This window comes from Pseudomonas sp. ACM7, assembly GCF_004136015.1.
In the GTDB taxonomy this organism is placed as follows: Bacteria; Pseudomonadota; Gammaproteobacteria; order Pseudomonadales; family Pseudomonadaceae; genus Aquipseudomonas; species Aquipseudomonas frigoris.
The window spans coordinates 4,495,664-4,522,074 of sequence record NZ_CP024866.1; the positions used below are offsets into that span (position 1 = coordinate 4,495,664).

The window sequence follows — 26,411 nt, forward strand, 5'->3', positions numbered from 1 at the left end:
CTACATCCCTCGCAACGTTCCGTTTAACTGACGGTCAGCCAAGCGAGAGAGCACAATGCCCCAAGCCGCCCAGATGTCTCCTGTCCCTGACGCTTCGGGACAACCGTCGTCCGTAGAGCAGGCGAGCCGGCTTGGCCTTGAGCAGGCGTTTGCACTGTTCAACCAGATGTCGAGCCAATTGACCGATTCCTACAGCATGCTCGAAGCCCGAGTCACCGAGCTCAAGGGTGAGCTGGCGGTGGTCAGCGCTCAGCGCATGCAGGAGCTGGCGGAAAAAGAACGCCTGGCCAACCGGCTGCAAAACCTCCTCGATCTGTTGCCCGGCGGCGTCATCGTCATCGACGCCCAAGGCATCGTGCGCGAAGCCAACCCCGCTGCCTGCGAGCTGCTCGGTCTGCCCCTTGAAGGCGAGCTGTGGCGTCATGTCATTGCCCGCTGCTTTGCGCCCCGTGAAGACGACGGTCACGAAATCTCGCTCAAGGACGGTCGGCGTTTGTCGATCTCTACTCGCTCGCTGGATGCCGAGCCCGGTCAGTTGGTGTTGCTCAACGACCTGACTGAAACCCGTCATCTGCAAGATCAGTTGGCCCGCCACGAACGTCTGTCGTCCCTCGGTCGGATGGTCGCTTCGCTGGCTCATCAGATTCGTACCCCCTTGTCCGCCGCCTTGCTCTACGCCAGTCATTTGACTGAGCAAGCGTTGCCGGTCGAGACCCAGCAACGTTTTGCCGGGCGCCTGAAAGAGCGTCTGCATGAGTTGGAGCATCAGGTTCGCGACATGCTGGTGTTTGCGCGCGGCGAGCTGCCGCTGACCGATCGCGTCACGCCCAAAATGCTGATGCAGTCGCTGCAGGCAGCAGCACTGACCCATGTGCAGGACCTGCCGATTCGCTGGCAGTGCGACAGTCACGCAGGTGAATTGCTGTGCAATCGCGACACGCTGGTCGGGGCGATCCTGAACCTGATCGAGAACGCCATCCAGGCCGGCGCCGGCGATGTGCGTTTGAAAGTTCATTTCTATACCCGTGACAACAACCTGCGTGTAGCGGTCAGCGACAGCGGTAGCGGCATCGATACGAAAGTACTGGCGCGTCTGGGTGAACCCTTCTTTACCACTAAAACCACCGGAACCGGCCTCGGCCTGACCGTGGTCAAGGCGGTGACGCGTGCTCATCAAGGAGAATTGCAGCTGCGCTCGCGGCTCGGTCGCGGCACGTGTGCGCAGGTGATCCTGCCACTTTTTTCTGGTGAAAAACCCAGCGCTCAGGGAGCGGAGTGAAGGACATGGCAATCAAGGTTTTACTGGTCGAGGACGACCGCGCGCTACGCGAGGCACTGGCGGATACACTGCTGCTCGCGGGGCACGACTACACGGCGGTAGGCTCGGCAGAAGAAGCGCTGGCGGCGGTCGGTAATGAGGCGTTCAACCTGGTGCTGAGTGACGTCAACATGCCGGGCATGGACGGTCATCAACTGCTCGGATTGCTGCGCACTCGTCAGCCGCAGCTGCCGGTGTTGCTGATGACGGCTCACGGCGCCGTGGAGCGGGCAGTCGATGCGATGCGCCAGGGCGCGGCGGATTATCTGGTCAAACCATTCGAGCCCAAGGCATTGCTCGATCTGGTGGCGCGTCATGCGCTGGGCAACCTCGGCGCGACCGAGGGCGAGGGGCCTGTAGCGTTCGAGCCGGCCAGTGCGCAATTGCTGGAATTGGCCGCACGGGTGGCGCGCAGTGATTCCACGGTGTTGATCTCCGGTGAGTCCGGGACCGGCAAAGAAGTACTGGCTCGGTACATTCATCAGCACTCCCATCGTGCCAGTCAGCCGTTCATTGCGATCAACTGCGCAGCCATCCCCGACAACATGCTCGAAGCCACGCTGTTCGGACACGAAAAGGGTTCGTTCACTGGCGCCATCGCAGCGCAGGCCGGCAAGTTCGAGCAAGCTGATGGCGGCACGATCCTGCTCGATGAAATCTCCGAAATGCCCCTGGGCCTTCAGGCCAAGTTGCTGCGGGTATTGCAGGAGCGCGAAGTCGAGCGAGTCGGCGCTCGCAAGCCGATCACGCTGGACATTCGAGTGGTCGCCACCACCAACCGTGACCTGGCCGGTGAAGTGGCGGCGGGGCGTTTTCGCGAAGACCTTTACTATCGCCTGTCGGTGTTTCCGCTGGCCTGGCGTCCGTTGCGCGAACGTACCGCCGACATCCTGCCGTTGGCCGAGCGTCTGCTGGCCAAGCACGTCAATAAAATGAAGCATGCCGCAGCGAGGCTGTCGCCCGAGGCGCAGGCGTGCCTGATTGGTTATCCGTGGCCGGGCAACGTGCGTGAGCTGGATAATGCGATCCAGCGTGCGCTGATTCTGCAGCAGGGTGGTTTGATTCAGCCGCAGGATTTCTGCCTGTCCGGGCCGGTCGCCTGTGCGCCGTTGCCGGCACTGGCTGCGACGCCAGTGCGGGCGGTTGAGATCGAATCCGAGTCGGCCGGGGCGCTGGGCGATGACCTGCGTCGCCGTGAGTTCCAGATGATCATCGACACCTTGCGCTCCGAACGCGGCCGTCGCAAAGAGGCCGCCGAGCGTTTGGGCATCAGTCCGCGCACCCTGCGTTACAAGCTGGCGCAGATGCGTGATGCCGGAATGGACGTGGAAGCTTATTTGTTCGCCACCTGAAAGTTGACGCAAGCAACACCGATCTAAATGTGGGAGCGGCGGTGCGACGATTCGACTTGCTCGCAAAAGCTGTAGACCAGCCAGCATCTCTGTTGAATGGAAAACCGTATTCGCGAGCAAGTCGAATCGTCGCACCGCCGCTCCCACATATGTTTTGCGGTGGTTCATGGTTGAGCAAAGCCCGGAATTGGCTTTTGTTTAGAGCGGCCACGGAGCTGGCACCCTTGTTGCTAACACCTCACTACCCGCCGAGTGAGTGTCAAAAAATTGCGGGTCGCCAAAGACGTAGCTCGTCAAAGAGAGAGACCATGAGCCAAGGTATTGAATTCAATCGATTGATGCTGGACATGCGTTCCATGCAAATGGATGCCATGTCTGCGTCGAAATCGACTGCCGCTGTTCCTGAAATGGGTGGCAGCAGCTTTTCCGACATGCTCGGTCAGGCCGTCAATAAAGTGAACGAGACGCAGCAGGCGTCCAGTCAGTTGGCCAGTGCCTTCGAGATCGGCAAGAGTGGCGTCGACCTGACGGACGTGATGATTTCCTCGCAGAAGGCCAGCGTGTCTTTTCAAGCGTTGACCCAAGTACGCAACAAGCTGGTTCAGGCATACCAAGACATCATGCAGATGCCGGTTTAAGGACGAATTGAGTCATGGCAGAAGCAGTCGCCGATAATGTTCCGGCCAAGGCCACTCCAATAGACGGCAAGCCGCCGCTGTTCGGGTTGTCCTTCCTGGAAAACCTCTCCGAGATGACCATGTTGCGTCAGGTAGGCCTGTTGGTCGGCCTGGCTGCGAGCGTGGCGATTGGCTTTGCCGTGGTGTTGTGGTCCCAGCAGCCGGACTACCGGCCTCTGTACGGCAGCCTTGCCGGTATGGACGCCAAACAGGTCATGGATACCCTGGCCGCAGCCGACATTCCCTATACCGTTGAACCGAACTCCGGTGCCTTGCTGGTCAAGGCCGATGACCTGTCCCGTGCGCGAATCAAACTCGCGGGCGCTGGTGTCACTCCCAGCGATGGCAACATCGGTTTTGAAATTCTCGACAAGGACCAGGGCCTGGGCACCAGCCAGTTCATGGAAGCGACCCGTTATCGTCGCGGTCTCGAAGGCGAACTGGCCCGCACCATTTCCAGCCTGAACAACGTCAAGGGTGCCCGCGTGCACCTGGCGATTCCGAAAAGTTCGGTGTTCGTGCGCGACGAGCGCAAGCCGAGCGCTTCGATTCTGGTGGAGCTGTACTCCGGCCGCTCGCTGGAGCCAGGCCAAGTGCTGGCGATCATTAACCTGGTGGCCACCAGCGTTCCCGAACTCAGCAAATCCCAGATCACTGTCGTCGACCAGAAGGGCAACCTGCTGTCGGATCAGGCGGAAAATTCCGAACTGACCATGGCCGGCAAGCAATTCGATTACAGCCGTCGCATGGAAAGCATGCTGACTCAGCGCGTGCACAACATTCTGCAACCGGTGCTGGGCAACGATCGCTACAAAGCCGAAGTCTCGGCCGATGTGGATTTCAGTGCCGTCGAGTCGACCTCCGAGCAATTCAACCCGGACCAGCCGGCGTTGCGCAGCGAGCAGTCGGTCAACGAACAACGTACCGCCAGCAATGGTCCGCAAGGTGTGCCGGGTGCTTTGAGCAACCAGCCGCCGTCGCCTGCCTCCGCACCGCAAACCACCGGTGGCGCTACCGCGTCGGCCGGCATGGTGCAGCCAGGCCAGCCACTGCTGGATGCCAACGGTCAGCAAATCATGGACCCGGCCACCGGCCAGCCTATGCTTGCACCGTACCCGGCGGACAAGCGTCAACAGTCCACCAAGAACTTTGAACTCGACCGTTCCATCAGCCACACCAAACAACAGCAGGGCCGTTTGAATCGCCTCTCGGTGTCGGTGGTGGTGGATGACCAGGTCAAGATCAACGCGGCCAACGGTGAAACCACCCGTGCGCCGTGGACCGCCGATGAATTGGCGCGCTTCACTCGCCTGGTACAGGACGCCGTCGGCTTCGACGCCAGCCGAGGCGACAGTGTCAGTGTGATCAACATGCCGTTCTCCGCCGAGCGCGGGGAAGTGATTGCCGAAATTCCGTTCTACTCCCAGCCGTGGTTCTGGGACATCGTCAAGCAAGTGCTGGGTGTCTTGTTCATCCTGGTGCTGGTGTTCGGTGTGCTGCGTCCGGTGCTCAACAACATCACCGGCGGCGGCAAAGACAAACAGCTGGCTGGTCTGGGCAGTGACGTCGAGTTGGGTGGCATGGGCGGACTGGACGGCGAACTGCGCAACGACCGCGTCAGTCTCGGTGGCCCGACCAGTATTCTGTTGCCGAGCCCGAGCGAAGGCTATGACGCACAATTGAACGCAATCAAGAGTCTGGTGGCAGAAGATCCGGGTCGCGTGGCCCAGGTCGTGAAAGAGTGGATTAACGCAGATGAGTGATAACCGAGCCGTTGCCGCCAAACTGACCAAGGTCGACAAAGCCGCGATTCTGCTGCTGTCCTTGGGTTCTACCGACGCCGCCCAAGTGCTGCGCCACATGGGGCCCAAAGAGGTCCAGCGTGTGGGTGTGGCCATGGCCCAAATGGGTAACGTGCACCGCGAGCAGGTCGAGCAGGTGATGAGTGAGTTCGTCGACATCGTCGGCGACCAGACCAGCCTCGGCGTCGGCTCCGATGACTACGTGCGCAAAATGCTCACGCAGGCCCTGGGCGAAGACAAGGCCAACGGCCTGATCGACCGCATCCTGCTGGGCGGCAACACCAGTGGCCTCGACAGCCTGAAGTGGATGGAGCCGCGCGCCGTCGCCGACGTGATCCGTTACGAGCACCCGCAGATCCAGGCGATCGTGGTGGCGTATCTCGATCCGGACCAGGCGGGTGAAGTGCTCGGCAACTTCGACCACAAGGTGCGTCTGGACATTATTCTGCGGGTCTCCTCGCTGAATACCGTGCAGCCTGCGGCCCTGAAAGAACTCAACCAGATTCTCGAGAAGCAGTTCTCCGGCAACTCGAATGCCTCGCGCACCACCCTGGGTGGCATCAAGCGTGCGGCGGATATCATGAACTTCCTCGACAGCTCGATCGAAGGTCAGCTGATGGACTCGATCCGCGAAGTCGACGAAGACCTGTCCGGTCAGATCGAAGACCTCATGTTCGTGTTCAACAACCTGTCCGATGTCGACGATCGCGGTATTCAAGCGCTGCTGCGCGAAGTGTCCTCCGACGTGCTGGTGCTGGCCCTCAAGGGTTCGGACGAGGGCGTCAAAGAGAAGATCTTCAAGAACATGTCCAAACGGGCGGCCGAACTGTTGCGCGACGACCTCGAGGCCAAAGGCCCGGTGCGCGTCAGCGACGTGGAAACCGCGCAGAAAGAAATCCTCACCATTGCCCGCCGTATGGCCGAAGCCGGAGAAATCGTTCTCGGCGGGAAGGGCGGCGAAGAGATGATCTAAGGTCACTATGTCGTCCAAACATGATGAGTCCAACACCGACCTGATCCGTGGCAAGGACGTCAGTGGTTTCGACGTCTGGTCGCTGCCCAGTTTCGATCCGTTCGTGCCGGAACCCGAGCCTGAGCCGGAACCCGAGCCGCCGGAAATGGAAGAAGTGCCGCTGGATGAAGTCCAGCCACTGACCCTCGAAGAACTCGAAAGCATTCGCCAGGAGGCCTACAACGAAGGCTTCGCCACGGGCGAAAAAGAAGGTTTCCACAGCACCACGCTCAAGGTCCGTCAGGAAGCCGAGGTGGCCCTGGCCGCCAAGATTGCCGCTCTGGAGCAACTGATGGGCCATCTGTTCGAGCCTATCGCCGAGCAGGACACCTTGATCGAAAAGTCCCTGGTCGACCTGGTGCAGCACATTACCAAACAGGTGATTCAGCGCGAACTCGCCATCGACTCGACGCAGATCGAACACGTCATGCGCGAGGCCCTCAAGCTCTTGCCGCTGGGTGTGGGCAATGTGCGGCTGTACATCAATCCGCAAGATTTCGAACAGGTCAAAGCCCTGCGCGAACGCCATGAAGAAACCTGGCGCATCGTCGAGGACGAGGCGTTGTTGCCCGGCGGTTGCCGGGTCGAGACTGAACACAGTCGTATCGACGCCACGGTCGAAACCCGCGTTGGGCGGGTCATGGACAAGCTGTTCGATCAGTTGCACGAACAGGCCTTGCACCCGGCCAAACCGGATCTGAGCCTGGAACTGCCGATCAGCGACAAGCCAGCGGTCTCGCCGGTCGAACCTGAACTGGACGTTACCGATGCGCCTTGATCGCACCAGCTTCGCCAAGCGCCTCGGCAGCTACGCCGAGGCCACGGAACTGGAAGGCGCGCCGATCCTTGAAGGCCGCTTGCTGCGCATGGTCGGCCTGACCCTCGAAGCCGAGGGTTTGCGAGCCGCCATGGGCAGCCGCTGCATGGTCATCAACGACGACAGTTATCACCCGGTGCAGGTCGAAGCCGAAGTCATGGGCTTCTCCGGCAGCAAGGTGTTTCTGATGCCGGTCGGCAGCGTTGCCGGCATCGCTCCCGGTGCCCGTGTGGTTCCTCTGGCTGATACCGGCCGCTTGCCGATGGGCATGAGCATGCTCGGGCGGGTACTTGATGGCGCCGGTCGCGCGCTGGACGGCAAGGGTGGGATGAAGGCCGAAGATTGGGTGCCGATGGACGGCCCGACCATCAACCCGCTCAAGCGCGAACCAATAAGCGAGCCGCTGGACGTTGGCATTCGCAGCATCAACGGTTTGTTGACGGTCGGTCGCGGTCAGCGTTTGGGTCTGTTCGCCGGTACTGGCGTGGGCAAGAGTGTGCTGCTGGGCATGATGACCCGCTTCACCGAGGCCGACATCATCGTCGTCGGGCTGATCGGTGAGCGGGGTCGTGAAGTTAAAGAATTCATCGAGCACATCCTCGGTGAAGAAGGCCTCAAGCGTTCGGTCGTGGTGGCGTCCCCGGCGGACGATGCGCCGCTGATGCGTCTGCGCGCGGCGATGTACTGCACGCGAATTGCCGAGTATTTCCGCGACAAGGGCAAGAACGTCCTGTTGCTCATGGACTCCCTGACCCGTTTCGCCCAGGCTCAGCGGGAAATCGCTCTGGCGATCGGCGAGCCGCCAGCGACCAAGGGCTATCCGCCATCGGTGTTCGCCAAACTGCCGAAACTGGTGGAGCGGGCCGGTAATGCGGAGAAGGGCGGCGGTTCGATCACCGCGTTCTACACCGTACTCTCCGAAGGCGATGATCAGCAGGATCCGATTGCCGACGCCGCACGAGGCGTGCTCGACGGGCACATCGTGCTGTCCCGGCGCCTCGCCGAGGAAGGTCATTACCCGGCCATCGATATCGAAGCGTCCATCAGCCGGGTCATGCCGTCGGTGGTTACGCCGGAACACATGATGCGCGCCCAGTATTTCAAGCAACTGTGGTCGCGGTATCAGCAGAGTCGCGACTTGATTAGCGTCGGCGCCTATGTGGCCGGTGGTGATCGGGAAACCGACCTGGCGATCTCCCTGCAGCCGCAGCTGGTGAAATACCTGCGCCAGGGCCTGAACGACAGCATCAGCCTGGGCGAAAGCGAAGCCTATCTCGGCACGATTTTCGCTCCTGCGGCCGGCGGCTAACCGGCCATGGCCCAGAGCCGAGCCTCGCGTCTGGCCCCCGTGGTCGAAATGGCCGAAAAGGCCGAGAAAACCGCGGTCCTGCGTCTGGGGCACTTTCAGGGGCAAGTCCGTCTGGCCGAAAGCAAGCTCGCCGACCTCGAAGCCTTTCGTCTCGATTATCAAGAGCAATGGATCGTGCGCGGCAGCAGTGGCGTGTCTGGCCAATGGCTGCTGGGTTATCAAGGCTTCCTGGCGCAACTGGGGACCGCCATCGACCAGCAGCGACAAAGCCTGGTATGGCATCAAAACAACCTGAACAAGGCGCGGGAATCCTGGCAACAGGCGTTTGCACGGGTCGAAGGCTTGCGCAAACTGGTGTTGCGCTACATGGATGAGGCGCGGCGGCTGGAAGACCGGCGTGAGCAAAAGCTGCTGGATGAGTTGTCCCAGCGGTTGCCGCGTCAGGATCCTTATTGAGTGGTGCCTTCGAAAAGATCGCAGCCTGCGGCAGCTCCATTGACTGCGTGCAAACCCGGTTCTGTAGGAGCTGCCGCAGGCTGCGATCTTTTGATCTTGCTCCAGCCCCAGCCAAGTGCTAAACCTTGTACACGTACGTTCACCAATGACAAGGAAGCCGTTAAATGCCAGTTGTTACAGAAGTCTCCCAAGATGGGCAAAAGCTGACGATATCGGTCAAGGGACGATTCGATTTCGCCAAGCATCAGGAATTTCGCGAGTCCTACGAAAATCTTCAGCCAAAACCCGAGTCCTTCGAAGTAGATCTGAAAGACGCCACCTACCTCGACAGTTCAGCGCTCGGCATGCTGTTGCTACTGCGTGATCACGCTGGCGGCGAGAATGCCGAGATCACGTTGACCAACGCTAATGCAGATGTGCGCAAGATCCTCGCCATCTCCAACTTCGAACAAATCTTCGACGTGGCGTGACCGCCATGCAGTCCTTGTTCGAACCGCTGACGATCCTGATCGCCGAAGACAGCGCGGCCGATCGCATGCTGCTGTCGACCATCGTTCGTCGTCAGGGGCATGAGGTGCTGACGGCCGCCAACGGTGCCGAAGCCGTTGACGCGTTTCGCCAGCAGCGACCGCAACTGGTGCTCATGGACGCGATGATGCCGGTGATGGACGGTTTCGAGGCGGCGCGGCAAATCAAGGTGTTGGCAGGGGAAACCCTGGTGCCGATCATCTTCCTCACCTCGCTGACCGAAAGCGAAGCGCTGGCCCGCTGTCTGGAGGCCGGGGGCGACGACTTTCTGGCAAAACCCTACAACCAGGTGATCCTCGCCGCCAAGATCAAGGCGATGGACCGCTTGCGGCGGTTGCAGGCCACGGTGTTGCAGCAGCGCGACCAGATCGCCAGGCACCACGAGTACCTGCTCAACGAGCAGCGGGTGGCCAAAGCCGTGTTCGACAAGGTGGCCCACTCCGGCTGCCTGAGTGCACCGAATATTCGCTACCTGCAATCGCCCTATGCGTTGTTTAACGGCGATCTGCTGCTGGCCGCGTTTACCCCGGCCGGCGACATGCACGTGCTGCTCGGCGATTTTACCGGTCATGGTTTGCCGGCCGCGGTCGGTGCCATGCCCCTGGCCGAAGTTTTCTATGGGATGACCGCCAAGGGTTACGGCCTGGCCGAAACCCTGCGCGAGATGAATGCCAAGCTCAAGCGCATCCTGCCGGTGGACATGTTCTGTTGTGCAACGCTGCTGTGCCTGAGTTTTCAGCGACGCTCGGTGGAGGTCTGGAACGGCGGAATGCCGGACGGTTACCTGCACAGCATCGCCAGCGGTGAGCGCACGCCGCTGACGGCTCGGCATTTGCCGCTCGGCGTGCTGAGCCCGCAATCCTTTGATGACCGCACCGAGGTGTTTCCGATGGCGGTCGGGGATCGGGTCTTCCTGTTGTCCGACGGGGTGATCGATACCTGCGATGCCAACGAACAGTTATTTGGTGTGGAGCGATTGCAGCAGGTGTTTTCGGCCAATCGTCAGCCTGATGAGTTGTTCGAAGAGATCGAGCAGGCGTTGCGGGACTTTCGCGGCGAGGCCCGTGATGACGTGAGCATGGTCGAGGTCAGTCTGCTGGAGGCCGCACAACTGAGCCCGCCGGCGCTGGTGTATTCCGACAGTGGTCAGTCCTGCCCGCTGGACTGGTCAGTGAGTTTCGAATTTCGCGCCGCCACGCTCAAACGCTTCAATCCGCTGCCGTATCTTCTGCAATTGCTGCTTGAGGTCCACGGTCTGCGGGCCCAGAGCGGGGCGCTCTACAGTGTTTTGGCCGAACTGTATTCCAATGCCCTGGAGCATGGAGTGCTGGGGCTGGATTCGAGTCTCAAGCGCGATGCCTCGGGTTTCACCCGCTATTATCAACAGCGCAATACACGCCTGGACGCGTTGCAGGACGGCTTCGTGCGGGTGCATTTGCAGGTGACACCCAAGGGCGAGGGCGGGTGCCTGACTGTTCGGGTTGAAGACAGCGGCAAGGGTTTCGATGTAGCGCGGGTGATGGAGCTGCCCGTCGATGGTGTCCGTCTGTCGGGACGTGGCGTCAGTCTGATCCGTCAGCTGGGCCACAATGCGAGTTGGTCCGACAATGGTCGAATTGCCCGCGTGGAGTTTTTCTGGGAGGCTCTGGCATAATCCACGCATTCTTGATCAAGGAGTGAGCAAGTGGCTGACACACACCTGGACCGCGACGTGCTGAACGCGTTGCAAGAGGTCATGGAGGATGAGTATCCGACGTTGCTGGATACCTTTCTCGCCGATTCCGAAGAGCGTTTACGCATCTTGCGAGAGGCTGAAGATGCTGCGCAACTCATGAATGCAGCCCATAGTTTCAAGGGCAGCAGCAGCAACATGGGCGCCATTCGCCTGGCTGAGTTGTGCCATGAGTTGGAGCAGCGCGCCAAGCAAAAAAACCTCGCTGGCATCGAAAAGCTGATCGGGGAAATTGATGACGAATTTGCCATTGTCCGACCTCTCTATGAGGCGGAGCGTCAGCGTTCTCTCTCTGCCAATGAGACCGTCCGGCGCTTTTAGCGCCTGTCACTCAAACCTGGCGCGACCTTTGCAATAATCTCCGTCAACTGTACCTACGATCCCAGTGCAGCGGAGACCGTTCCATGCCCGTTACCCCCAATATGCTTCTTCAGGCCGCCGCGCAGGCCAAGACTCAAGCCGCTTGCGCCAATACACCGGCGCTGGCCGCTGAGCCTGGGGACAAGGCATCCAGCTTCGCTCAGGTCTACGCCGATCAAGCCCGGAACAAACCCTCTGCGGTGGGTGATGGATCGGCCAAGCCGATACGAGATAAAGCGTCGGACAGCCCCGACAAAAAGGACGTCAGCAACGACACGTCTGCCGCCCCGGAACCTGCGGTTGCCGATAGCGGCAAATCCTTGCCCGCCGATAAGCCGGCGCAGGTTGAGGACGAGGCTGCCAGCGATGACGGCTCGGATACTGCGCAGACGCCGGTTGCCGATGCCGCGCCCGTTGACCCGACGCTGGATCCTGCGTTGATGCAGGCAGTACAACCTGCGGTGCCAGCGCCGGTACCGGCAGCTCCGCCCGTTGTAGTCGCCCCACAACCGCAGGTCGAGGTGGCTGTGACGGCGGCAACGACTCCGGTTGTTGCAAGCACTGACACCGATTTCGATCCCGAAGCCGATCCCCTCGACGCACTGCCTGCCGTGCGCATGGCCATGGAGCAGAGCGGGCACGTTTCCGCTTCCAGTCAGGCCCAGCCCAAAGCGGCACCGACCTCGGCCCAGGCCCAGGCCGACGGCGAGTCAACCTCGGCGCAGACCTTCGCCGCCGGCATGGCGAGCATGCTCGATGTGCAAGCCGACAAGGACAGCGCCGGCCAGGGCGGCGACAAGGCCTTTGGTGGTCTTATCGATGACGGTCTCAAGGACCTGAAGTCCGCGAGTAGCGATACTCGGGTCGACGATTTCGCCAACCGTCTGGCGGCACTGACCCAGGCGGCCACGCCGAAAACCGCGAACGCATTGCCGGTGAATCAACCGATCGCCATGCATCAGAGCGGCTGGACCGAAGAAGTCGTGAACCGGGTCATGTACCTGTCCAGTACCAATCTCAAGGCCGCCGACATCCAGTTGCAACCGGCCGAACTGGGGCGCCTGGACATTCGGGTGAACATGGTTCCGGATCAGCAGACCCAAGTGACGTTCATGAGCGCCCATCCAAGTGTTCGCGAAGCGCTGGACGGGCAGATGCATCGCTTGCGTGACATGTTTGCGCAGCAGGGGATGGGCCAGGTCGACGTCAATGTGTCCGACCAGTCCCGTGGCTGGCAGGGCCAGGGGCAGGAACAGGCTCAACAGGGTCAAGGGCAGGGTGGACGCACCAACGCCAGCGGTGGTCGCCTCGATTCGATGGACGAAGAGCTTCCGGCCAGCATTGCCGAAGTAGCGACCAGCGCGACCAGCGTGATTGGCTCCAGCGCCGTCGATTATTACGCCTGATAATTCGCGGCGCTCCCTAAAAGATCGCAGCCTTTGGCAGCTCCTACAGGATGTACACATTCCAATGTAGGAGCTGCCGAAGGCTGCGATCTTTTGATTTTCGGCCTCAACCAGCCACAGCCCATTTTCCTTCAGACACTTCTGGCATAACACTTGCTCTTGCCTTGCCGTGCGACTGTGAAAACCCGAATAGTGACGGATTATTGGCATGGCGAAGAGCGAAGCAGCAGTAAAAGACCCCGCAACCAAAGGCAAACTCAAGCTGATCATTGTGATCGTGGTGGCCCTGCTGCTGGCGATCGGTTTGTCCGTGGGAGCGACCTGGTTCTTCATGCACAGCGCCCAGAGCAAGCCTGCCGCCGCGGCTGAAACCGCCCCGGTCGGCAAGCAGCCAGCGATTTTCGAGCCCATGGCTCCAGCCTTCGTGGCCAATTACAACCAGAACGGCCGTCAGCGCTACATGCAGGTGAGCATCACCATGCAGGGTCGCGATCAGGCCGATCTGGAAGCGCTCAAAGTCCACATGCCTGTCATCCGCAATAACCTGGTCATGCTGTTCTCCGGGCAGGACTTCGCCACCCTGGCGTCGCCGGTCGGCCAGGAAATGTTGCGTCAGAAAGCCACGGCCAGCGTCCAGGAAGTGGCGCAGAAAGAACTCGGCAAAGTGGTCATCGAACAGTTGCTTTTCACTAATTTCGTACTGCAGTAGGAACACGACATGGCCGTGCAGGACCTGCTGTCCCAGGATGAGATCGATGCGCTGTTGCATGGCGTCGACGATGGTCTGGTACAGACCGATACCGCTGCTGAACCCGGCAGTGTCAAAAGCTACGACCTGACCAGTCAGGATCGCATCGTCCGTGGACGCATGCCGACCCTGGAGATGATCAACGAACGTTTCGCCCGTTACACCCGCATCAGCATGTTCAACATGCTGCGCCGCTCGGCAGACGTTGCCGTCGGTGGCGTGCAGGTGATGAAGTTCGGCGAATACGTGCACTCGCTGTACGTGCCGACCAGCCTCAACCTGGTCAAGATCAAGCCGTTGCGCGGCACCGCGTTGTTCATCCTCGACGCCAAACTGGTGTTCAAACTGGTGGACAACTTCTTCGGCGGCGACGGCCGTCACGCGAAGATCGAAGGGCGTGAATTCACCCCCACCGAATTGCGTGTAGTGCGCATGGTGCTGGAGCAGGCCTTCGTCGATTTGAAGGAAGCCTGGCAGGCGATCATGGAAGTGAACTTCGAGTACATCAACTCGGAAGTGAACCCGGCCATGGCCAATATCGTCGGCCCGAGCGAAGCGATTGTGGTGTCGACCTTCCACATCGAACTCGATGGCGGTGGCGGCGACCTGCACGTGACCATGCCGTACTCGATGATCGAACCTGTACGCGAAATGCTCGACGCCGGCTTCCAGTCGGACCTCGACGATCAGGACGAACGCTGGGTCAACGCCTTGCGCCAGGACGTGCTGGACGTTGACGTACCGATCGGTGCGACGGTTGCCCGTCGCCAGTTGCGCCTGCGGGACATTCTGCACATGCAGCCGGGGGACATTATCCCGGTCGAGATGCCTGAAGAGATGATCATGCGCGCCAACGGCGTGCCTGCGTTCAAGGTCAAGATGGGGTCGCACAAAGGCAACCTCGCGTTGCAAGTGATCGAGCCGATCGAGCGCCGCTGACCGGCGCTCCAAACCCCCTGTGCTTTTAACTGACGGCTCCTGATTGAATGGATGCCCGCCGAGGACAAATTGATGGCTAACGATATGAACACCCAGGACGACCAGGCGCTGGCCGATGAATGGGCTGCGGCCCTGGAAGAAACCGGCGACGCCGGGCAGGACGACATCGACGCCTTGCTGGCCGCCGACGCCGCCAGTTCGCCGTCCAACCGTCTGCCGATGGAAGAGTTCGGCAGCGTGCCGAAAAATAACGAACCGGTCACCCTGGACGGTCCTAACCTGGACGTGATTCTCGATATCCCGGTGTCGATTTCCATGGAAGTCGGCAGCACTGATATCAACATCCGTAACCTGCTGCAGCTTAACCAGGGTTCGGTGATCGAGCTCGATCGTCTGGCCGGTGAACCGCTGGACGTGTTGGTCAACGGCACGCTCATCGCTCACGGTGAAGTGGTAGTGGTCAACGAGAAGTTCGGCATCCGCCTGACTGACGTGATCAGCCCAAGCGAACGCATCAAGAAGTTGCGCTGAGTGAAAAAGGTTCTCGGGGTTTTGCTCGCCTTGCCGTTCAGCGTTCTGGCTGCCGAGCCGGTAGCGACCGCTACTGCGGCCGCTGCACCCGCGGTCAGCAGCGGTGTGGCGGGGCAATTAACGCAGTTGGTGTTCGGTTTGCTGCTGGTGCTGGGGTTGATCTTCTTCCTCGCCTGGTTACTGCGTCGGGTGCAACAGGCCGGACCAGCCGGCAAGGGGCAGGTGATCGAGCTGATCGGTTCCCGCGCGCTTGGCCCTCGCGACCGATTGATGCTGGTGCAGGTCGGCAACGAGCAGATTCTGCTTGGCTTGAGCCCCGGCACCATCACCGCGTTGCACGTGCTCAAGGAGCCGGTGCAAGTGCCCAGCGGTACTGAAAAATCGACCCCCGAGTTTGCCCAGCGCCTGATGGAGCTGATGGGCAAGGATCAGAAGGATAAGAAGTAATGGGTGCGCTACGCATCATCTTGACGCTGGCCCTGATGCTGGTCGCGCCACTGGCGTTCGCCGCCGATCCGTTATCGATCCCGGCAATCACCCTGGGCACCAATGCCGCCGGCGCTCAGGAATACTCAGTCAGTCTGCAAATCCTGCTGATCATGACGGCGCTGAGTTTTATCCCGGCGTTCGTCATGCTGATGACCAGTTTTACCCGGATCATCATCGTCTTTTCGATCCTGCGTCAGGCCCTCGGCCTGCAGCAGACACCGTCGAACCAGATCCTCACGGGCATGGCGCTGTTCCTGACCCTGTTCATCATGGCGCCAGTATTCGACCGCGTTAATCAGGATGCCTTGCAGCCGTATCTGGCGGAGAAACTCACCGCTCAAGACGCCGTGGCCAAGGCGCAGGTGCCGATCAAGGATTTCATGCTCGCCCAGACTCGCAGCAGCGATCTGGAGTTGTTCATGCGCTTGTCCAAACGCACTGATATCGCGTCGCCGGATCAGGCGCCGCTGACGATTCTTGTTCCCGCGTTCGTCACCTCCGAGCTGAAAACCGCGTTCCAGATTGGCTTCATGATCTTCATTCCGTTCCTGATCATCGACCTGGTCGTGGCCAGTGTGCTGATGGCCATGGGTATGATGATGCTCTCGCCACTGATTATTTCCCTGCCATTCAAGATCATGCTGTTCGTGCTGGTGGATGGCTGGGCGTTGATCATCGGTACGCTGGCGAGCAGCTTCGGCGGTGTATCGCCATGACGCCAGAAGTTGCGGTAGACATCTTCCGGGAAGCGCTGTGGCTGACCACCATGATGGTTGCCGTGCTGGTGATTCCGAGTTTGCTTGTGGGCCTGTTGGTGGCGATGTTCCAGGCCGCTACGCAGATCAACGAACAGACCCTGAGCTTCCTGCCGCGCTTGCTGGTGATGCTGGTGACATTGATCGTCGCTGGTCCGTGGCTGGTGCAGACCTTTATGGAATACATCCTGCAGTTGTACGGCAGTATTCCTCAGGTCATCGGCTAAACCATGTCGCTGCTCCAGCTGACCGATACCCAGATCAGTACCTGGGTGGCGACGTTCATGCTGCCGCTGTTTCGCGTCGGTTCGATGCTGATGGTCATGCCGGTTTTCGGTACGACGCTGGTGCCCAAGCGAGTGCGCCTTTATTTCGCTCTCGCGATCACGGTAGTGATTGCCCCCGGGTTGCCGCCGATGCCGCCGGTCAACGCGCTGGACTTGAGCGGGCTGCTGCTGATCGCCGAGCAGATCCTCGTCGGTGCAGTGCTGGGTTTCTCTTTGCAGCTATTCTTCCAGGCCTTCGTGGTCGCCGGGCAGATCGTCTCCATTCAGATGGGCATGGGCTTCGCTTCGATGGTCGACCCCACCAACGGCGTTTCGGTGGCGGTGATCGGGCAGTTCTTCACCATGCTGGTGACACTGTTGTTCCTGTCCATGAACGGCCATCTGGTGGTGTTCGAAATCCTCACCGAAAGCTTCACTACGCTGCCGGTCGGTAGCGGGTTGATGGTCAATCATTTCTGGGAGCTGGCCGGCAAGCTCGGCTGGGTCCTTGGTGCCGCGCTGTTGCTGGTGTTGCCGGCGATCACTGCGTTGCTGGTGGTCAACATTGCGTTTGGCATCATGACCCGGGCGGCGCCACAGCTGAACATCTTCTCCATCGGCTTCCCGCTGACCCTGGTGCTCGGGCTGTTCATCGTCTGGGTCGGGCTGGCGGACATCATCAATCAGTATCAACCGCTGGCCTCCGAGGCCTTGCAGTTGTTACGCGAACTGGCACGGGCGCGCTGAGTCATGGCTGAGAGCGAAAGCGGTCAGGACAAAACAGAAGACCCCACGGAGAAGCGCAAAAGGGAATCTCGCGAGAAAGGCGAAATTGCGCGCTCCAAAGAGCTCAACACGCTGGCGATCATGTTGGCGGGTTCCGGTGCGCTGTTGATTTTCGGCGGGGCGCTGGCGCAAGACTTGATGGAATTGATGCGGCAGAATTTCTCCCTGTCGCGTGAAGTCATTCTCGATCAGCGCTCCATGAGCACTTACCTGTTGAGTTCAGGGTTGACAGCCTTGCTGGCGATTCAGCCGATCATGATTACCCTGGTGCTGGCAGCGTTGATCGGGCCGATCTCCCTGGGTGGATGGCTATTCGCGGCGGGTTCCCTGGCACCGAAATTCAGTCGGATGAACCCTGCCGCCGGCCTCAAGCGAATGTTTTCGTTCAAGGCGGTGGCGGAGCTGCTTAAGGCGTTCGCGAAGTTTTTGATCATCCTGGCCGTGGCCCTGCAGGTGTTATCGTCAGACATCGATGACCTGATACGCATCGCCCACGAACCGTTGGAGCTGGCAGTCATTCACTGCCTGCAGGTTGTGGGCTGGAGTACGTTATGGATGTCCTGTGGGTTAATCATCATCGCCGCGGTGGACGTGCCGGTGCAGCTTTGGGAAAGCCACAAGAAACTGCTGATGACCAAGCAGGAAATTCGTGACGAGCATAAGGATCAGGAAGGGCGCCCGGAGGTCAAGCAACGGATTCGCCAGCTGCAGCGCGAAATGTCCCAGCGCCGGATGATGGCGGCGATTCCCGACGCCGATGTGGTGATCACCAACCCGACTCACTACGCCGTAGCGCTCAAGTACGATCCGGAAAAGGGTGGGGCGCCGATGCTGATCGCCAAGGGCAGCGACTTCCTGGCCTTGAAGATCCGTGAAATCGCTGTGGCCAACGAAGTGCTGCTGCTTGAGTCGCCGGCACTGGCGCGTTCGATCTACTACTCCACCGAACTTGACCAGGAAATCCCCGGCGGGCTCTACCTTGCCGTCGCCCAGGTGCTCGCTTACGTCTACCAGATCCGCCAGCACCGCGCCGGCAAGGGCAAGCGCCCGGATCCGCTCAAGGACGATTTGCCGATTCCGCCGGATTTGCGGCGCGATTCCTGAGAGCCACCGTCCGTCCGAAAGCGCTGTGTACCTGTTATTTCTGACAGTAGACACACTTCCTCTTAAACGTTGTCATGGCCTTGGGAATTCTCCCGTTCGATGTCCTTGCTGTGGTCGTTCAATGAGTGGATTGAGCACTATGGATGGACGTTCATTCAGGCATCAGAGGTTACGGTCATGGCAGAGCGTGAATACAGAAAGCTTCAGGGGATGGCGTTGGAATTTGTTTCGGGAGTCCTGGAAGAGGATCGGCTCGAGCGCACGATCAGCTACTCGGCTACGTTCGACATGGCGCTGGACTTTACGCATTTTGTGCAGATGGCCAATGCATATATTCCGGGGTACCTGAACAGCCCTATCAATGCGATTCGACCCGAGCTGGACGGGTTCGGCTACCACTATGCTTACAATTACTTCTTCGATGCTGCTGGTAATGTTGGTGATAACCGCGCGTTGTTCGATGTCTTCACGTCCCCCCGTTTTTACATGGATCAATGGTCAAGTGGAGGGCTGGAGGAGCGTTATCACAAACCCCAATTCAACGTGGCCGATGGCCGTTTGCAGGTTGTCTCGCGCAAGGACTTTCGTTGGGAGAACACGCGTGAGATCAGCGTCGAGGACCTGCCGGTCATTCGCTTTCAATGGGCGCTTAATCTCATGCTGGGGCACAACCTTTCTGGTCAGAAAGCGCCTTCATCCGTCGTGGTGCTCGGTTATGCAGAGGAGGATTTTGTAGAGGTGGAAGGTCTTCAAATGCACAGAGGTACGCGGTACATGGTCGGCAAGGCGCTTCATTTCGGTCCGATCCACAAAGAGCAGATTCTGACGGCGCGTTGATCCATATTTGCAATCCATTGCGTTTGTAGCAGCTGCCGAGCCTGCGAGGCTGCGTCCGAGAACGAAGTTCTCGCAAAGGTTTACGACTGCTTCGCAGCCGGACGCAGCCTCGCGGGCTCGGCAGCTGCTACAAAAGCTCAATGAAACCCTCTATTTCTTGTCTCTGCAAAAGTTGGAAGGCTTCTTGCGGTAGCGGCTCTGGAAATCCAGGGACAGACCACGTTCTCTAAAGCAAAGACTCAACGTCGAAATCAGTCGCTTTCTTCGGCCGTCCTGACTTGCCTCTTCTAACCCGTCGCCCCACCGCACCTTCAACCTCCGACTCAAATCTGGATCCACCAAGTATGTAATTACCGTTAGTAGACGATCGGATCTGATCCACCAAACCTGGGTCGAGTTGACTTTTGAAAAGCTCTCGATACGACGCCGTCCGCGGTAACCCCGTCTCACCCAGCGCGTTGTATTGCGCATGAGGCGTGATAAACCTTGACTCTTCTCCCTGCGCAGTGGCTCGATAACTCGTCCAACGATACTCGGCTGGATGCTCCACGATCCCCGCCCTGACCGGGTTCATTTCGATATAGCGATAGCAGGCTAATACGTAACTGTCCTCCTGCACCAGGCAGGAACTGAAACGGCCTTCCCACAGGGTTCCGGTTCTCTGATATGTGCGATTGACGTATTGGACATAGCGTTGACCAAGCCCCTTCATCAGCAAGCTTGCTCCTGCAGGATGACTTGGCGTCAATAGCAGATGGACATGGTTGGTCATCAGGCACCACGCATGGGTCTCACAGGCCTGCTTTCTCGCCTGCTCGGCCAAGTGCTCCAGGTAAAAGAGGTAATCCTCTTGTGAGTAGAAACAGGCCGAGCGGTTATTCCCTCGCTGAATCAGATGCAGAGGGATTCCTGGCATCACTAAACGAGCTCTACGCGGCATATGGAAATTCCTTTTTCCAGTTCATGGCACTTGAAGCCTAGCCAAAATCGGAGAAAACGTGTCCCTGGATTTTCCTCGATCTGATGGACGTGACTGGGCGGCGGTTGCGGGCGCAGATGGTGTCATAAACCAAAACGGGCGACCTCAGGGGACGCCCGTTTTTTGGGTTGATACCTGCTGCGCCTTCCGCGCATGAAGCGACAGACCACGATTAATATCGTGGTCTGTCCCCAGATTTTCCTAGAACTGCAGGGTAAGTGGACTTTTAGTCTTGGCTTGAGACCGGCTAATGGGGGGGCCCGGATTTCGCGAAAGCTGCCTTATCTGCTTCATTGCCAGCCTCAGCGGACGCTATGACTTCAGCGCTGCGTCCGACGGGTTGGGTTGTCCAGCACCAGGTTCACCTCGATCAGTTTTTGGCGACAAATCTGAGGCGGATATTGTCGAGTTTTACAATACCTTCGAAGATAAGCTTCAACTCGGACATACCTTTTTCGTCCATCAGCATAGGACGAGTGTAAACTCCCCAGCCGCTCGTGGGAGGCAGCTCCTCCCATCCTCCCCAACCGTCCCGCTGGACCGCCACTATCGTGATCGGGGCAGACTCATAGCTAAAGCTGAGTTCATAGAGTTCGCCCGGTTTTATACCCTCGTATGTTTTCTGCATCGTTAAAAAAATCGAGGGGGACGCATGTTCGAGAAAATACCCCCCGCCCTCAAAAACAATCTTTGATTGATCCTCGGGGCTGAGTAACGTCCATCCTCCCCAATCGTAATTATCAAACGTCGTCAGATCATCCAGTACTGTCTGGACGGTATAAACCCTTGGTTGACATTCCACGGCGTCGGCCAGTGTCGCGCCCTGGTATAAACCCACCTTCAGCACCACCGTTAGCCTCGAATCCGCCTCACAGGCTCTTAACCATTCAACCTCAGCGGTATAGGTGAGACCTGAAGCCTGGTCATGCGTCGTCCCCACTAATTGGTCCTGCGTGCGTGTGGTGCCATTTTTCAATGTTTCTATATAGCTCAACCAGACAGGCAGGGCCGAACGCTGGAATGGCCAGCGCGCGCATAGTACTTTTGTCGTGTCTTTCAGCGCGCGGGTATACAGCGTTTTTCCGCTAAAATTTTCGATCAGCGGCATTGGCATGTCTTGTCGCTGCAGTGTGCCTATGGTCAATGGCAGCTCCTCGGATGGTTTCGGTTCGGCATTGCCGACGATCACCCCGTAACTGACCGCTACTGACTTTCCGAGGTCGTGACCCACCATACTGTTGGGCACGGGAATCGATTTCTCCCCCACGATACCGACTTCAATCGGCTCGGTGGTGTGTGTACCCCCGCCCGCCGTACCTTGCCAGGTCACGATCAGCTTTTGCTCCGATGTCATGCCGTCGTACTGGGGCACGACCACGGTCAGGGTGTCTTTGGCTGCGATCGGGTTCAGGTTGCTGCCATTGGCCTCTTTCACGCTCGGCGGGCCCAGCACCAACGCCGCCCCCACACTGAACTCCAACGCATTCGAATAACTGGTCCCACCGCCCACCGCCCGCTTGATCGAGTACGACGCCGCGACCGTCCCCCCTTCGTTGCCCTTGATCAGCTCCGCCTTGATGCTGAACGGCACTGGTTGGCCGGCAGTGAACGAGCTCAGCTTGACCCAATCGCTGGCCGGGCCGGTCTTGGAACCGACCCACTCATAGGTCACCACATCGTCCTTGACCGTATTCAGGTACTTGACGGTCAGCGTGGTGCCCGGCCGGTCCGGCGGGAGCACACCGTCGACGACGCCGTCCACTTCCGGCTCCGGCAGTTCCAGGCGCGGTTCGCCGACCTGCAGCGGCGCCAGGTGCAGGGATTCGCGGATGGCGTGGGTGGCATTGACCTGGTTCAGCGTGCCCAGCACGGCGTCCTCGATCAGCAACTGGTAATAGAGTTCCAGGGTGCCACCCTTGATGGGCGTGAGGTGCTCGCCCGCGACCGTGATGAACAGCGATTCACCGGCCTCGATCTCGCCATTGCTGATCGGACGCAGCCCCAGGTCGGGCAGGTAGGTGCCGAAGTCTGGCCGGGTGCCGAGCCAGAACAGCTTGATCGCCTGGCCGGCGGCGAACGATTTGTCGAACGGGATTTCGATACGCGTGCGCGGCAGCTCCGGGTCGATGGCGCCTTGCTGGGCGTCCTCGGCGATCGGCGCCTTGAGGCGCTGGATTTCGCCGATGACGCGGACGAATTGGCCCTTGGACTGCAGGTCGGGAGTGCCATCGGTTTTTTTCAGGCGATAGGAAAACACCACCTGGGTCTTGGCCAGTTGCTTGAGCACCGCGTTGGGCACTTTCAGCTCGGGGATGCTCGGGACATTGGTCAGTGGTTCGCCCTGGATCTCGAGGTCGACCGGTGCGCCCTCCACCGGGGTGCCCCTGACCCGAACGAAGATGATGTCGCCCAGCTTGAAGTTGTTGTCCACGGCCAGGATCTGCGCGGTCGCATCCTTGTCGCCCAGTTTGTCGACGTCGAGTACGTTGTTCTGGGCGTCCTTGACGATGGGCGCGGTGAGGCGCGTCTGGTCGACGCCGACCACCACCCGCTGCTCGGCGCACCAGTCTTCGGAGCGGTTTTCGACCACGTCGTAGACTTCGAAGGCCACGGCCAGGCCGCTGCTGTCCGAATCGCCCGCGGCACGAATGGTGGCTTCGTCGACCAGCACGACAATGGGATTGTTCGCAGGGTCCTTAACCTGAGCCTCGGTCAGCGGCTCGCTGAGGACAAACTTGCCACCCCAGGTCACCTGGATCACATCGCCCAGCGCCATGTTTGGGTAAGGCTGAATGGTGATCGGCACCCCGGCGGTGACGTTGTCCTTGTCGATGCCGCCGTCGAGGATCTCCTTCGGGATGGTCATGTGCAGTTCGGAATGGCCGGGCGTGTCGCCATTCTGGTCCTGGCCACCGGGCCGGGTGAGCTTGACGTACACCTTCATGACCTCGGAAGGCTCCGGCGTGCTGCCCAGGCGGGTGACACTGTACGACACGTGATGGACACCGTCGGCGATTCGCGCCGCCGGGATGAACAGCGTCAGCTCCGTGTCCTTCTCCTGCTGATCAACGGTCTCCTGCAACACCTGGTTGCTGGCGCCCCAGAAAATCACCAGCTTGTCGCCGACGGCCATGTTACCCCAGGGCCCGGCCTGGCATTGCAGGCCCTGGCGCGGGAAGTTGTCGAGCGCGGCGGCGATGTTGATGCCCCATTCGCCGGTGGGTAGGGGGCCGGTGCGGCCGGGGATTTTCAGTTCGCGCAGGACCAGCACGCTGCTGTCCGGGGAGAGGGGGGGTTGGCTGGTCATGGGGAGACTCCTGTCGGGGATAGGGATGACGGCGTTATTCAATGCCTGATGAGGTGGAGTTGGCTACTGTCAGAAATAACAGGTGAGCAGTGTTTCCAGACGAACGGTATTGCGCATTACCACCCGTCGGAATAAACCTCCGACCTGTTATTTCTGACAGTAGGCAGCTTTGTGGGAGTGCGCCTTAAATAAGGCCGTCAACCCTCTCAAGAGCTTCCACCATGAGCATTTTCAGCCCCCTCCTGTTTCCTCTGATCGAGCCCGGCACCGGTATCGGGTTGTTCGCGCTCAGGCCTTTGTTTATCGCAGGCATGACCCAGCCCGTGGTGGACGGCGACGGCGGTATCAACATTGCCGTGGTGAGCGACTATCCCGACGGCGTGCTGTGTGTCATCGATCCGTACATGGGCATGCAAGTCGGGGATCAGCACGATATTTTTTGGGGGCCAGAGAAGATCTGGCACAAGGAAGTCTTGCTGGAAGAACTCGATAAGCGTTTATTTTTTTACCTGCCGACGAAGGACATCATCCCCGGTTGGGTCGAAACCGTGCATTACCAATTGACCCGCAAGGGCTCGACCACACCCGATGACCCGTCGGTGCCGTTGCGGCTACTGGTCAAGCTCGACGAACCGGGTGGGGACGATAAATTTCCTCATCTGCCCGGCCATTCGGAGCTCAAGCCAGTCGGGATACCGGAGGATGTGAGGATAAACGGCGTCACCGCCGAATGGGCGGAAAAAGGTGTGCCGTTAACCGTACCGAAATATACGGGCATAAGGGTGCGCGACGTCATTTTTGTGTACTGGGGCAGCGTGCGTCTGCCACCTCACGTCGTTACCCAGGCCCAGGCCGATGGCATTGACCCCGTCATCGTTGTCGCGGATCAGGAGGCGATTCTCGCCGGGGGGGACAGCGCCGCACTACTGGTGGAGTACGAGGTGCGCGATGAGGTCTGGAACTGGTCGCAAAAGCGCTCTCTGAGCACCACGGTGCTGGTCGACGCCGGCGCCTGGCGGCTGGAACCGCCGATTATCAAGGAGTCGATCAATGGCGTGGTCGACCTGATCAAGCTGGGCAAAGCCAACGTCACGGTACAGATTCATGTCCGTACGGACGATTTCGATATCGGCGATACCGTGGTGATGACCTGGATCGGCACGCCGGCTCATGGCGAGCAACTGGTTCACCGTAGCAAGCCCACGCCAATCGACAATATTCCGAGCGTCCTCGAGCTTGAGGTGCCGAACGCCGCTGTTCGCGCCATTGCCATGGGCAAGGCGGATGCTTCCTATGTGTTGACCAAAGCCGATGGCAGCCCGCCGTTGTCATCCAAGCGCACCTTTGCCAATGTGGTCGGTGAAATCTCACAGTTGCCGGCCCCGACCATTCGCGAAGTCATCGGCGATACGCTGGAACCCACGCAAGGCATGGCGACGGTGGACATCGGGCCTTCTCCGCTCATCAAAGGAGGGGACCTGATCAACCTGGTCTGGCTGGGAACCAAATCCAACAGCCAGCCGTACCTGCATGAAATACCGCACCTTGTCAGCGATGGCGAGGCCGGAAAAACCATCACGCTGTACGTGGAAGCGGAGCACATCAAGGTGCTCGAAAACGGCAAGCTCAACCTGTTTTACCGGGTCTCCAATGATAAGTCGGCGCTCTATGGCGTCAGTGAGTCCGAGCATGCGTTCTACAACGTCGAGCGCATTCGCGCCGAGTTGCCGGCGCCTAAGGTGGTAGAAGCCCCGGACGACTTTCTTGACCCGGCGTGGGTGCCTGACAGCGCTACCTTGCGCATTGGTTACCTGGGGACAGCGGCAGGCGATGTGTTGACATATTACTGGAACGGGCCAACTGCCGCCGGCAGCACCAGCGACTGGATACCGATCACCACCATCATCGCTGGTAAACCGGTGGATTTTCGCATCGACGAGCAATTCATTACGCGGAATTTGAATCAGCAGGTCGAAGTGCGCTACACCCTCTTGCGTGCGGCTACGGGTAAGCACAGCTATTCGGCGGTGTTGGAGTTGTATGTGGGTAAGGAGGTTAAGCCGAGCATCGACAAGGTCACCGACTCGCAGTTGCGGGATATCGCCAACCGCGGCACGACCGTCGATACCACGGTGATCCTGACGGGCAAGGCGACACCTAACCTGAAGGTCATCATTACCGATAACGACGCTCTGCCGCAGACGGTCGAGGTCGGGCCCGACGGGATCTGGACCTCGACCCGTACGGGGTTGACCCTGACCGCGCACAACTTTGTTGCCAAAGCAGCCTATGGCTCCGGGGTGGAGTCGCCTGCCTGGGGCGTGAATGTAGTGGCAGAGGTGCAGCCGACCATCGACAAGGTCACCGACTCGCAGTTGCGGGATATCGCCAACCGCGGCACGACCGTCGACACNACGGTGATCCTGACGGGCAAGGCGACACCGAACCTGAAGGTCGTCATTACCGATAACGGCGCTCTGCCGCAGACGGTCGATGTCAAGCCCGATGGGAGCTGGACCTCGACCCGCACCGGGCTGAGCCGGACCGCGCACAGCTTCGTCGCGAAATCGGAATCGCTGGCGTCGGCGGCCTGGGTTGTAAATGTGGTGGCAGAGGTGCAGCCGACCATCGACAAGGTCACCGACTCGCAGTTGCGGGATATCGCCAACCGCGGCACGACCGTCGACACCACGGTGATCCTGACGGGCAAGGCGACACCGAACCTGAAGGTCGTCATTACCGATAACGGCGCTCTGCCGCAGACGGTCGATGTCAAGCCCGATGGGAGCTGGACCTCGACCCGCACCGGGCTGAGCCGGACCGCGCACAGCTTCGTCGCGAAATCGGAATCGCTGGCGTCGGCGGCCTGGGTTGTAAATGTGGTGGCAGAGGTGCAGCCGA

23 protein-coding genes are annotated in these 26,411 nt (G+C 59.7%); 21 read left to right on the forward strand and 2 right to left on the reverse strand.

The window, feature by feature from the left end; all coding sequences use genetic code 11:
- Positions 1 to 73: 73 nt before the first annotated feature.
- The 21 genes from CUN63_RS21275 to CUN63_RS21380 all read left to right on the forward strand — a co-directional run bounded on the left by CUN63_RS21275 (position 74) and on the right by CUN63_RS21380 (position 19,224).
- Positions 74 to 1,279 (forward strand): PAS domain-containing sensor histidine kinase, encoded by a 1,206-nt coding sequence (locus CUN63_RS21275; protein ID WP_165353266.1) that lies wholly within the window; start codon positions 74 to 76, stop codon positions 1,277 to 1,279.
- A gap of 5 nt (positions 1,280 to 1,284) precedes the next feature.
- Positions 1,285 to 2,670, forward strand: a complete 1,386-nt coding sequence (gene fleR, locus CUN63_RS21280) for a sigma-54-dependent response regulator transcription factor FleR (RefSeq protein WP_129442169.1) — start codon at positions 1,285 to 1,287, stop codon at positions 2,668 to 2,670.
- Between the two features lie 308 nt (positions 2,671 to 2,978).
- Positions 2,979 to 3,308 (forward strand): flagellar hook-basal body complex protein FliE, encoded by a 330-nt coding sequence (fliE, locus tag CUN63_RS21290; protein ID WP_129442173.1) that lies wholly within the window; start codon positions 2,979 to 2,981, stop codon positions 3,306 to 3,308.
- Positions 3,309 to 3,322: 14 nt separating this feature from the next.
- On the forward strand, positions 3,323 to 5,110 hold the full coding sequence (fliF, locus tag CUN63_RS21295) for a flagellar basal-body MS-ring/collar protein FliF (RefSeq protein ID WP_129442175.1): 1,788 nt from the start codon (positions 3,323 to 3,325) through the stop codon (positions 5,108 to 5,110).
- Complete coding sequence (gene fliG / locus CUN63_RS21300; RefSeq protein ID WP_007894195.1) at positions 5,103 to 6,122, forward strand: flagellar motor switch protein FliG; 1,020 nt, start codon at positions 5,103 to 5,105, stop codon at positions 6,120 to 6,122. The genes fliF and fliG overlap by 8 nt, the downstream gene beginning before the upstream one ends.
- Before the next feature lie 7 nt (positions 6,123 to 6,129).
- On the forward strand, positions 6,130 to 6,939 hold the full coding sequence (gene fliH / locus CUN63_RS21305; RefSeq protein ID WP_129442177.1) for a flagellar assembly protein FliH: 810 nt from the start codon (positions 6,130 to 6,132) through the stop codon (positions 6,937 to 6,939).
- The gene (gene fliI, locus CUN63_RS21310; protein WP_046046383.1) at positions 6,929 to 8,287 is read left to right on the forward strand and encodes a flagellar protein export ATPase FliI; all 1,359 of its coding nucleotides are present in this window, start codon (positions 6,929 to 6,931) and stop codon (positions 8,285 to 8,287) included. The genes fliH and fliI overlap by 11 nt, the downstream gene beginning before the upstream one ends.
- A 6-nt stretch (positions 8,288 to 8,293) precedes the next feature.
- Positions 8,294 to 8,743, forward strand: coding sequence for a flagellar export protein FliJ (fliJ, locus tag CUN63_RS21315; RefSeq protein WP_033055981.1), 450 nt, complete (start codon positions 8,294 to 8,296; stop codon positions 8,741 to 8,743).
- Between the two features lie 164 nt (positions 8,744 to 8,907).
- Positions 8,908 to 9,213: an STAS domain-containing protein gene (locus CUN63_RS21320; RefSeq protein WP_008151067.1), complete on the forward strand. Its 306-nt coding sequence runs from the start codon at positions 8,908 to 8,910 to the stop codon at positions 9,211 to 9,213.
- Between the two features lie 5 nt (positions 9,214 to 9,218).
- Entirely contained in the window at positions 9,219 to 10,925 is a 1,707-nt protein-coding gene (locus CUN63_RS21325; RefSeq protein ID WP_129442179.1) for a fused response regulator/phosphatase, read from the forward strand.
- Between the two features lie 30 nt (positions 10,926 to 10,955).
- Positions 10,956 to 11,324, forward strand: a complete 369-nt coding sequence (locus tag CUN63_RS21330; RefSeq protein WP_129442181.1) for an Hpt domain-containing protein — start codon at positions 10,956 to 10,958, stop codon at positions 11,322 to 11,324.
- A gap of 83 nt (positions 11,325 to 11,407) precedes the next feature.
- Positions 11,408 to 12,769 (forward strand): flagellar hook-length control protein FliK, encoded by a 1,362-nt coding sequence (locus CUN63_RS21335; protein WP_129442183.1) that lies wholly within the window; start codon positions 11,408 to 11,410, stop codon positions 12,767 to 12,769.
- A gap of 208 nt (positions 12,770 to 12,977) precedes the next feature.
- The gene (gene fliL / locus CUN63_RS21340) at positions 12,978 to 13,478 is read left to right on the forward strand and encodes a flagellar basal body-associated protein FliL (protein WP_129442185.1); all 501 of its coding nucleotides are present in this window, start codon (positions 12,978 to 12,980) and stop codon (positions 13,476 to 13,478) included.
- Between the two features lie 9 nt (positions 13,479 to 13,487).
- A complete protein-coding gene (gene fliM / locus CUN63_RS21345; RefSeq protein ID WP_008024584.1) occupies positions 13,488 to 14,456 on the forward strand; it encodes a flagellar motor switch protein FliM in 969 nt (322 codons plus the stop codon).
- A gap of 72 nt (positions 14,457 to 14,528) precedes the next feature.
- Positions 14,529 to 14,987, forward strand: coding sequence for a flagellar motor switch protein FliN (gene fliN / locus CUN63_RS21350; protein ID WP_129442187.1), 459 nt, complete (start codon positions 14,529 to 14,531; stop codon positions 14,985 to 14,987).
- The gene (fliO, locus tag CUN63_RS21355; protein WP_129442189.1) at positions 14,988 to 15,434 is read left to right on the forward strand and encodes a flagellar biosynthetic protein FliO; all 447 of its coding nucleotides are present in this window, start codon (positions 14,988 to 14,990) and stop codon (positions 15,432 to 15,434) included. It abuts the gene before it with no gap.
- On the forward strand, positions 15,434 to 16,192 hold the full coding sequence (gene fliP, locus CUN63_RS21360; protein WP_129442191.1) for a flagellar type III secretion system pore protein FliP: 759 nt from the start codon (positions 15,434 to 15,436) through the stop codon (positions 16,190 to 16,192). The genes fliO and fliP overlap by 1 nt, the downstream gene beginning before the upstream one ends.
- Positions 16,189 to 16,458 carry a flagellar biosynthesis protein FliQ gene (fliQ, locus tag CUN63_RS21365; protein WP_007948918.1) on the forward strand — a complete coding sequence of 90 codons (270 nt, stop codon included), beginning with the start codon at positions 16,189 to 16,191 and terminating at the stop codon, positions 16,456 to 16,458. Before fliP ends, fliQ begins: the two co-directional genes overlap by 4 nt.
- Before the next feature lie 3 nt (positions 16,459 to 16,461).
- Positions 16,462 to 17,244: a flagellar biosynthetic protein FliR gene (fliR, locus tag CUN63_RS21370; protein ID WP_129442193.1), complete on the forward strand. Its 783-nt coding sequence runs from the start codon at positions 16,462 to 16,464 to the stop codon at positions 17,242 to 17,244.
- A 3-nt stretch (positions 17,245 to 17,247) separates the two neighbouring features.
- On the forward strand, positions 17,248 to 18,387 hold the full coding sequence (flhB, locus tag CUN63_RS21375) for a flagellar biosynthesis protein FlhB (RefSeq protein ID WP_129442195.1): 1,140 nt from the start codon (positions 17,248 to 17,250) through the stop codon (positions 18,385 to 18,387).
- Between the two features lie 177 nt (positions 18,388 to 18,564).
- Positions 18,565 to 19,224: a hypothetical protein gene (locus CUN63_RS21380; protein WP_129442197.1), complete on the forward strand. Its 660-nt coding sequence runs from the start codon at positions 18,565 to 18,567 to the stop codon at positions 19,222 to 19,224.
- A gap of 226 nt (positions 19,225 to 19,450) precedes the next feature.
- On the opposite strand, the gene CUN63_RS21385 is transcribed toward CUN63_RS21380, so the two are convergent.
- Both CUN63_RS21385 and CUN63_RS21390 read right to left on the reverse strand, forming a co-directional pair.
- On the reverse strand, positions 19,451 to 20,164 hold the full coding sequence (locus tag CUN63_RS21385; RefSeq protein WP_129442199.1) for a transposase: 714 nt from the start codon (positions 20,162 to 20,164) through the stop codon (positions 19,451 to 19,453).
- A gap of 409 nt (positions 20,165 to 20,573) precedes the next feature.
- On the reverse strand, positions 20,574 to 23,510 hold the full coding sequence (locus CUN63_RS21390) for a hypothetical protein (RefSeq protein WP_129442201.1): 2,937 nt from the start codon (positions 23,508 to 23,510) through the stop codon (positions 20,574 to 20,576).
- Positions 23,511 to 26,411: the final 2,901 nt, after the last annotated feature.

Excerpts from the sequence above, each read along its gene's own strand:
- fliN (WP_129442187.1), top strand. The coding sequence starts at position 14,529 with ATGGCTAACGATATGAACACCCAGGACGACCAGGCGCTGGCCGATGAA.
- CUN63_RS21335 (WP_129442183.1), top strand. The coding sequence starts at position 11,408 with ATGCCCGTTACCCCCAATATGCTTCTTCAGGCCGCCGCGCAGGCCAAG.
- fliR (WP_129442193.1), top strand. The coding sequence starts at position 16,462 with ATGTCGCTGCTCCAGCTGACCGATACCCAGATCAGTACCTGGGTGGCG.
- fliL (WP_129442185.1), top strand. The coding sequence starts at position 12,978 with ATGGCGAAGAGCGAAGCAGCAGTAAAAGACCCCGCAACCAAAGGCAAA.
- fliI (WP_046046383.1), top strand. The coding sequence starts at position 6,929 with ATGCGCCTTGATCGCACCAGCTTCGCCAAGCGCCTCGGCAGCTACGCC.
- flhB (WP_129442195.1), top strand. The coding sequence starts at position 17,248 with ATGGCTGAGAGCGAAAGCGGTCAGGACAAAACAGAAGACCCCACGGAG.
- fliQ (WP_007948918.1), top strand. The coding sequence starts at position 16,189 with ATGACGCCAGAAGTTGCGGTAGACATCTTCCGGGAAGCGCTGTGGCTG.
- CUN63_RS21325 (WP_129442179.1), top strand. The coding sequence starts at position 9,219 with ATGCAGTCCTTGTTCGAACCGCTGACGATCCTGATCGCCGAAGACAGC.
- CUN63_RS21385 (WP_129442199.1), bottom strand. The coding sequence starts at position 20,164 with ATGCCGCGTAGAGCTCGTTTAGTGATGCCAGGAATCCCTCTGCATCTG.
- fliH (WP_129442177.1), top strand. The coding sequence starts at position 6,130 with ATGTCGTCCAAACATGATGAGTCCAACACCGACCTGATCCGTGGCAAG.
- fliG (WP_007894195.1), top strand. The coding sequence starts at position 5,103 with ATGAGTGATAACCGAGCCGTTGCCGCCAAACTGACCAAGGTCGACAAA.
- CUN63_RS21320 (WP_008151067.1), top strand. The coding sequence starts at position 8,908 with ATGCCAGTTGTTACAGAAGTCTCCCAAGATGGGCAAAAGCTGACGATA.
- fliE (WP_129442173.1), top strand. The coding sequence starts at position 2,979 with ATGAGCCAAGGTATTGAATTCAATCGATTGATGCTGGACATGCGTTCC.
- fliF (WP_129442175.1), top strand. The coding sequence starts at position 3,323 with ATGGCAGAAGCAGTCGCCGATAATGTTCCGGCCAAGGCCACTCCAATA.
- fliP (WP_129442191.1), top strand. The coding sequence starts at position 15,434 with ATGGGTGCGCTACGCATCATCTTGACGCTGGCCCTGATGCTGGTCGCG.
- CUN63_RS21390 (WP_129442201.1), bottom strand. The coding sequence starts at position 23,510 with ATGACCAGCCAACCCCCCCTCTCCCCGGACAGCAGCGTGCTGGTCCTG.
- CUN63_RS21380 (WP_129442197.1), top strand. The coding sequence starts at position 18,565 with ATGGCAGAGCGTGAATACAGAAAGCTTCAGGGGATGGCGTTGGAATTT.
- fliM (WP_008024584.1), top strand. The coding sequence starts at position 13,488 with ATGGCCGTGCAGGACCTGCTGTCCCAGGATGAGATCGATGCGCTGTTG.
- fliJ (WP_033055981.1), top strand. The coding sequence starts at position 8,294 with ATGGCCCAGAGCCGAGCCTCGCGTCTGGCCCCCGTGGTCGAAATGGCC.
- CUN63_RS21275 (WP_165353266.1), top strand. The coding sequence starts at position 74 with ATGTCTCCTGTCCCTGACGCTTCGGGACAACCGTCGTCCGTAGAGCAG.
- fleR (WP_129442169.1), top strand. The coding sequence starts at position 1,285 with ATGGCAATCAAGGTTTTACTGGTCGAGGACGACCGCGCGCTACGCGAG.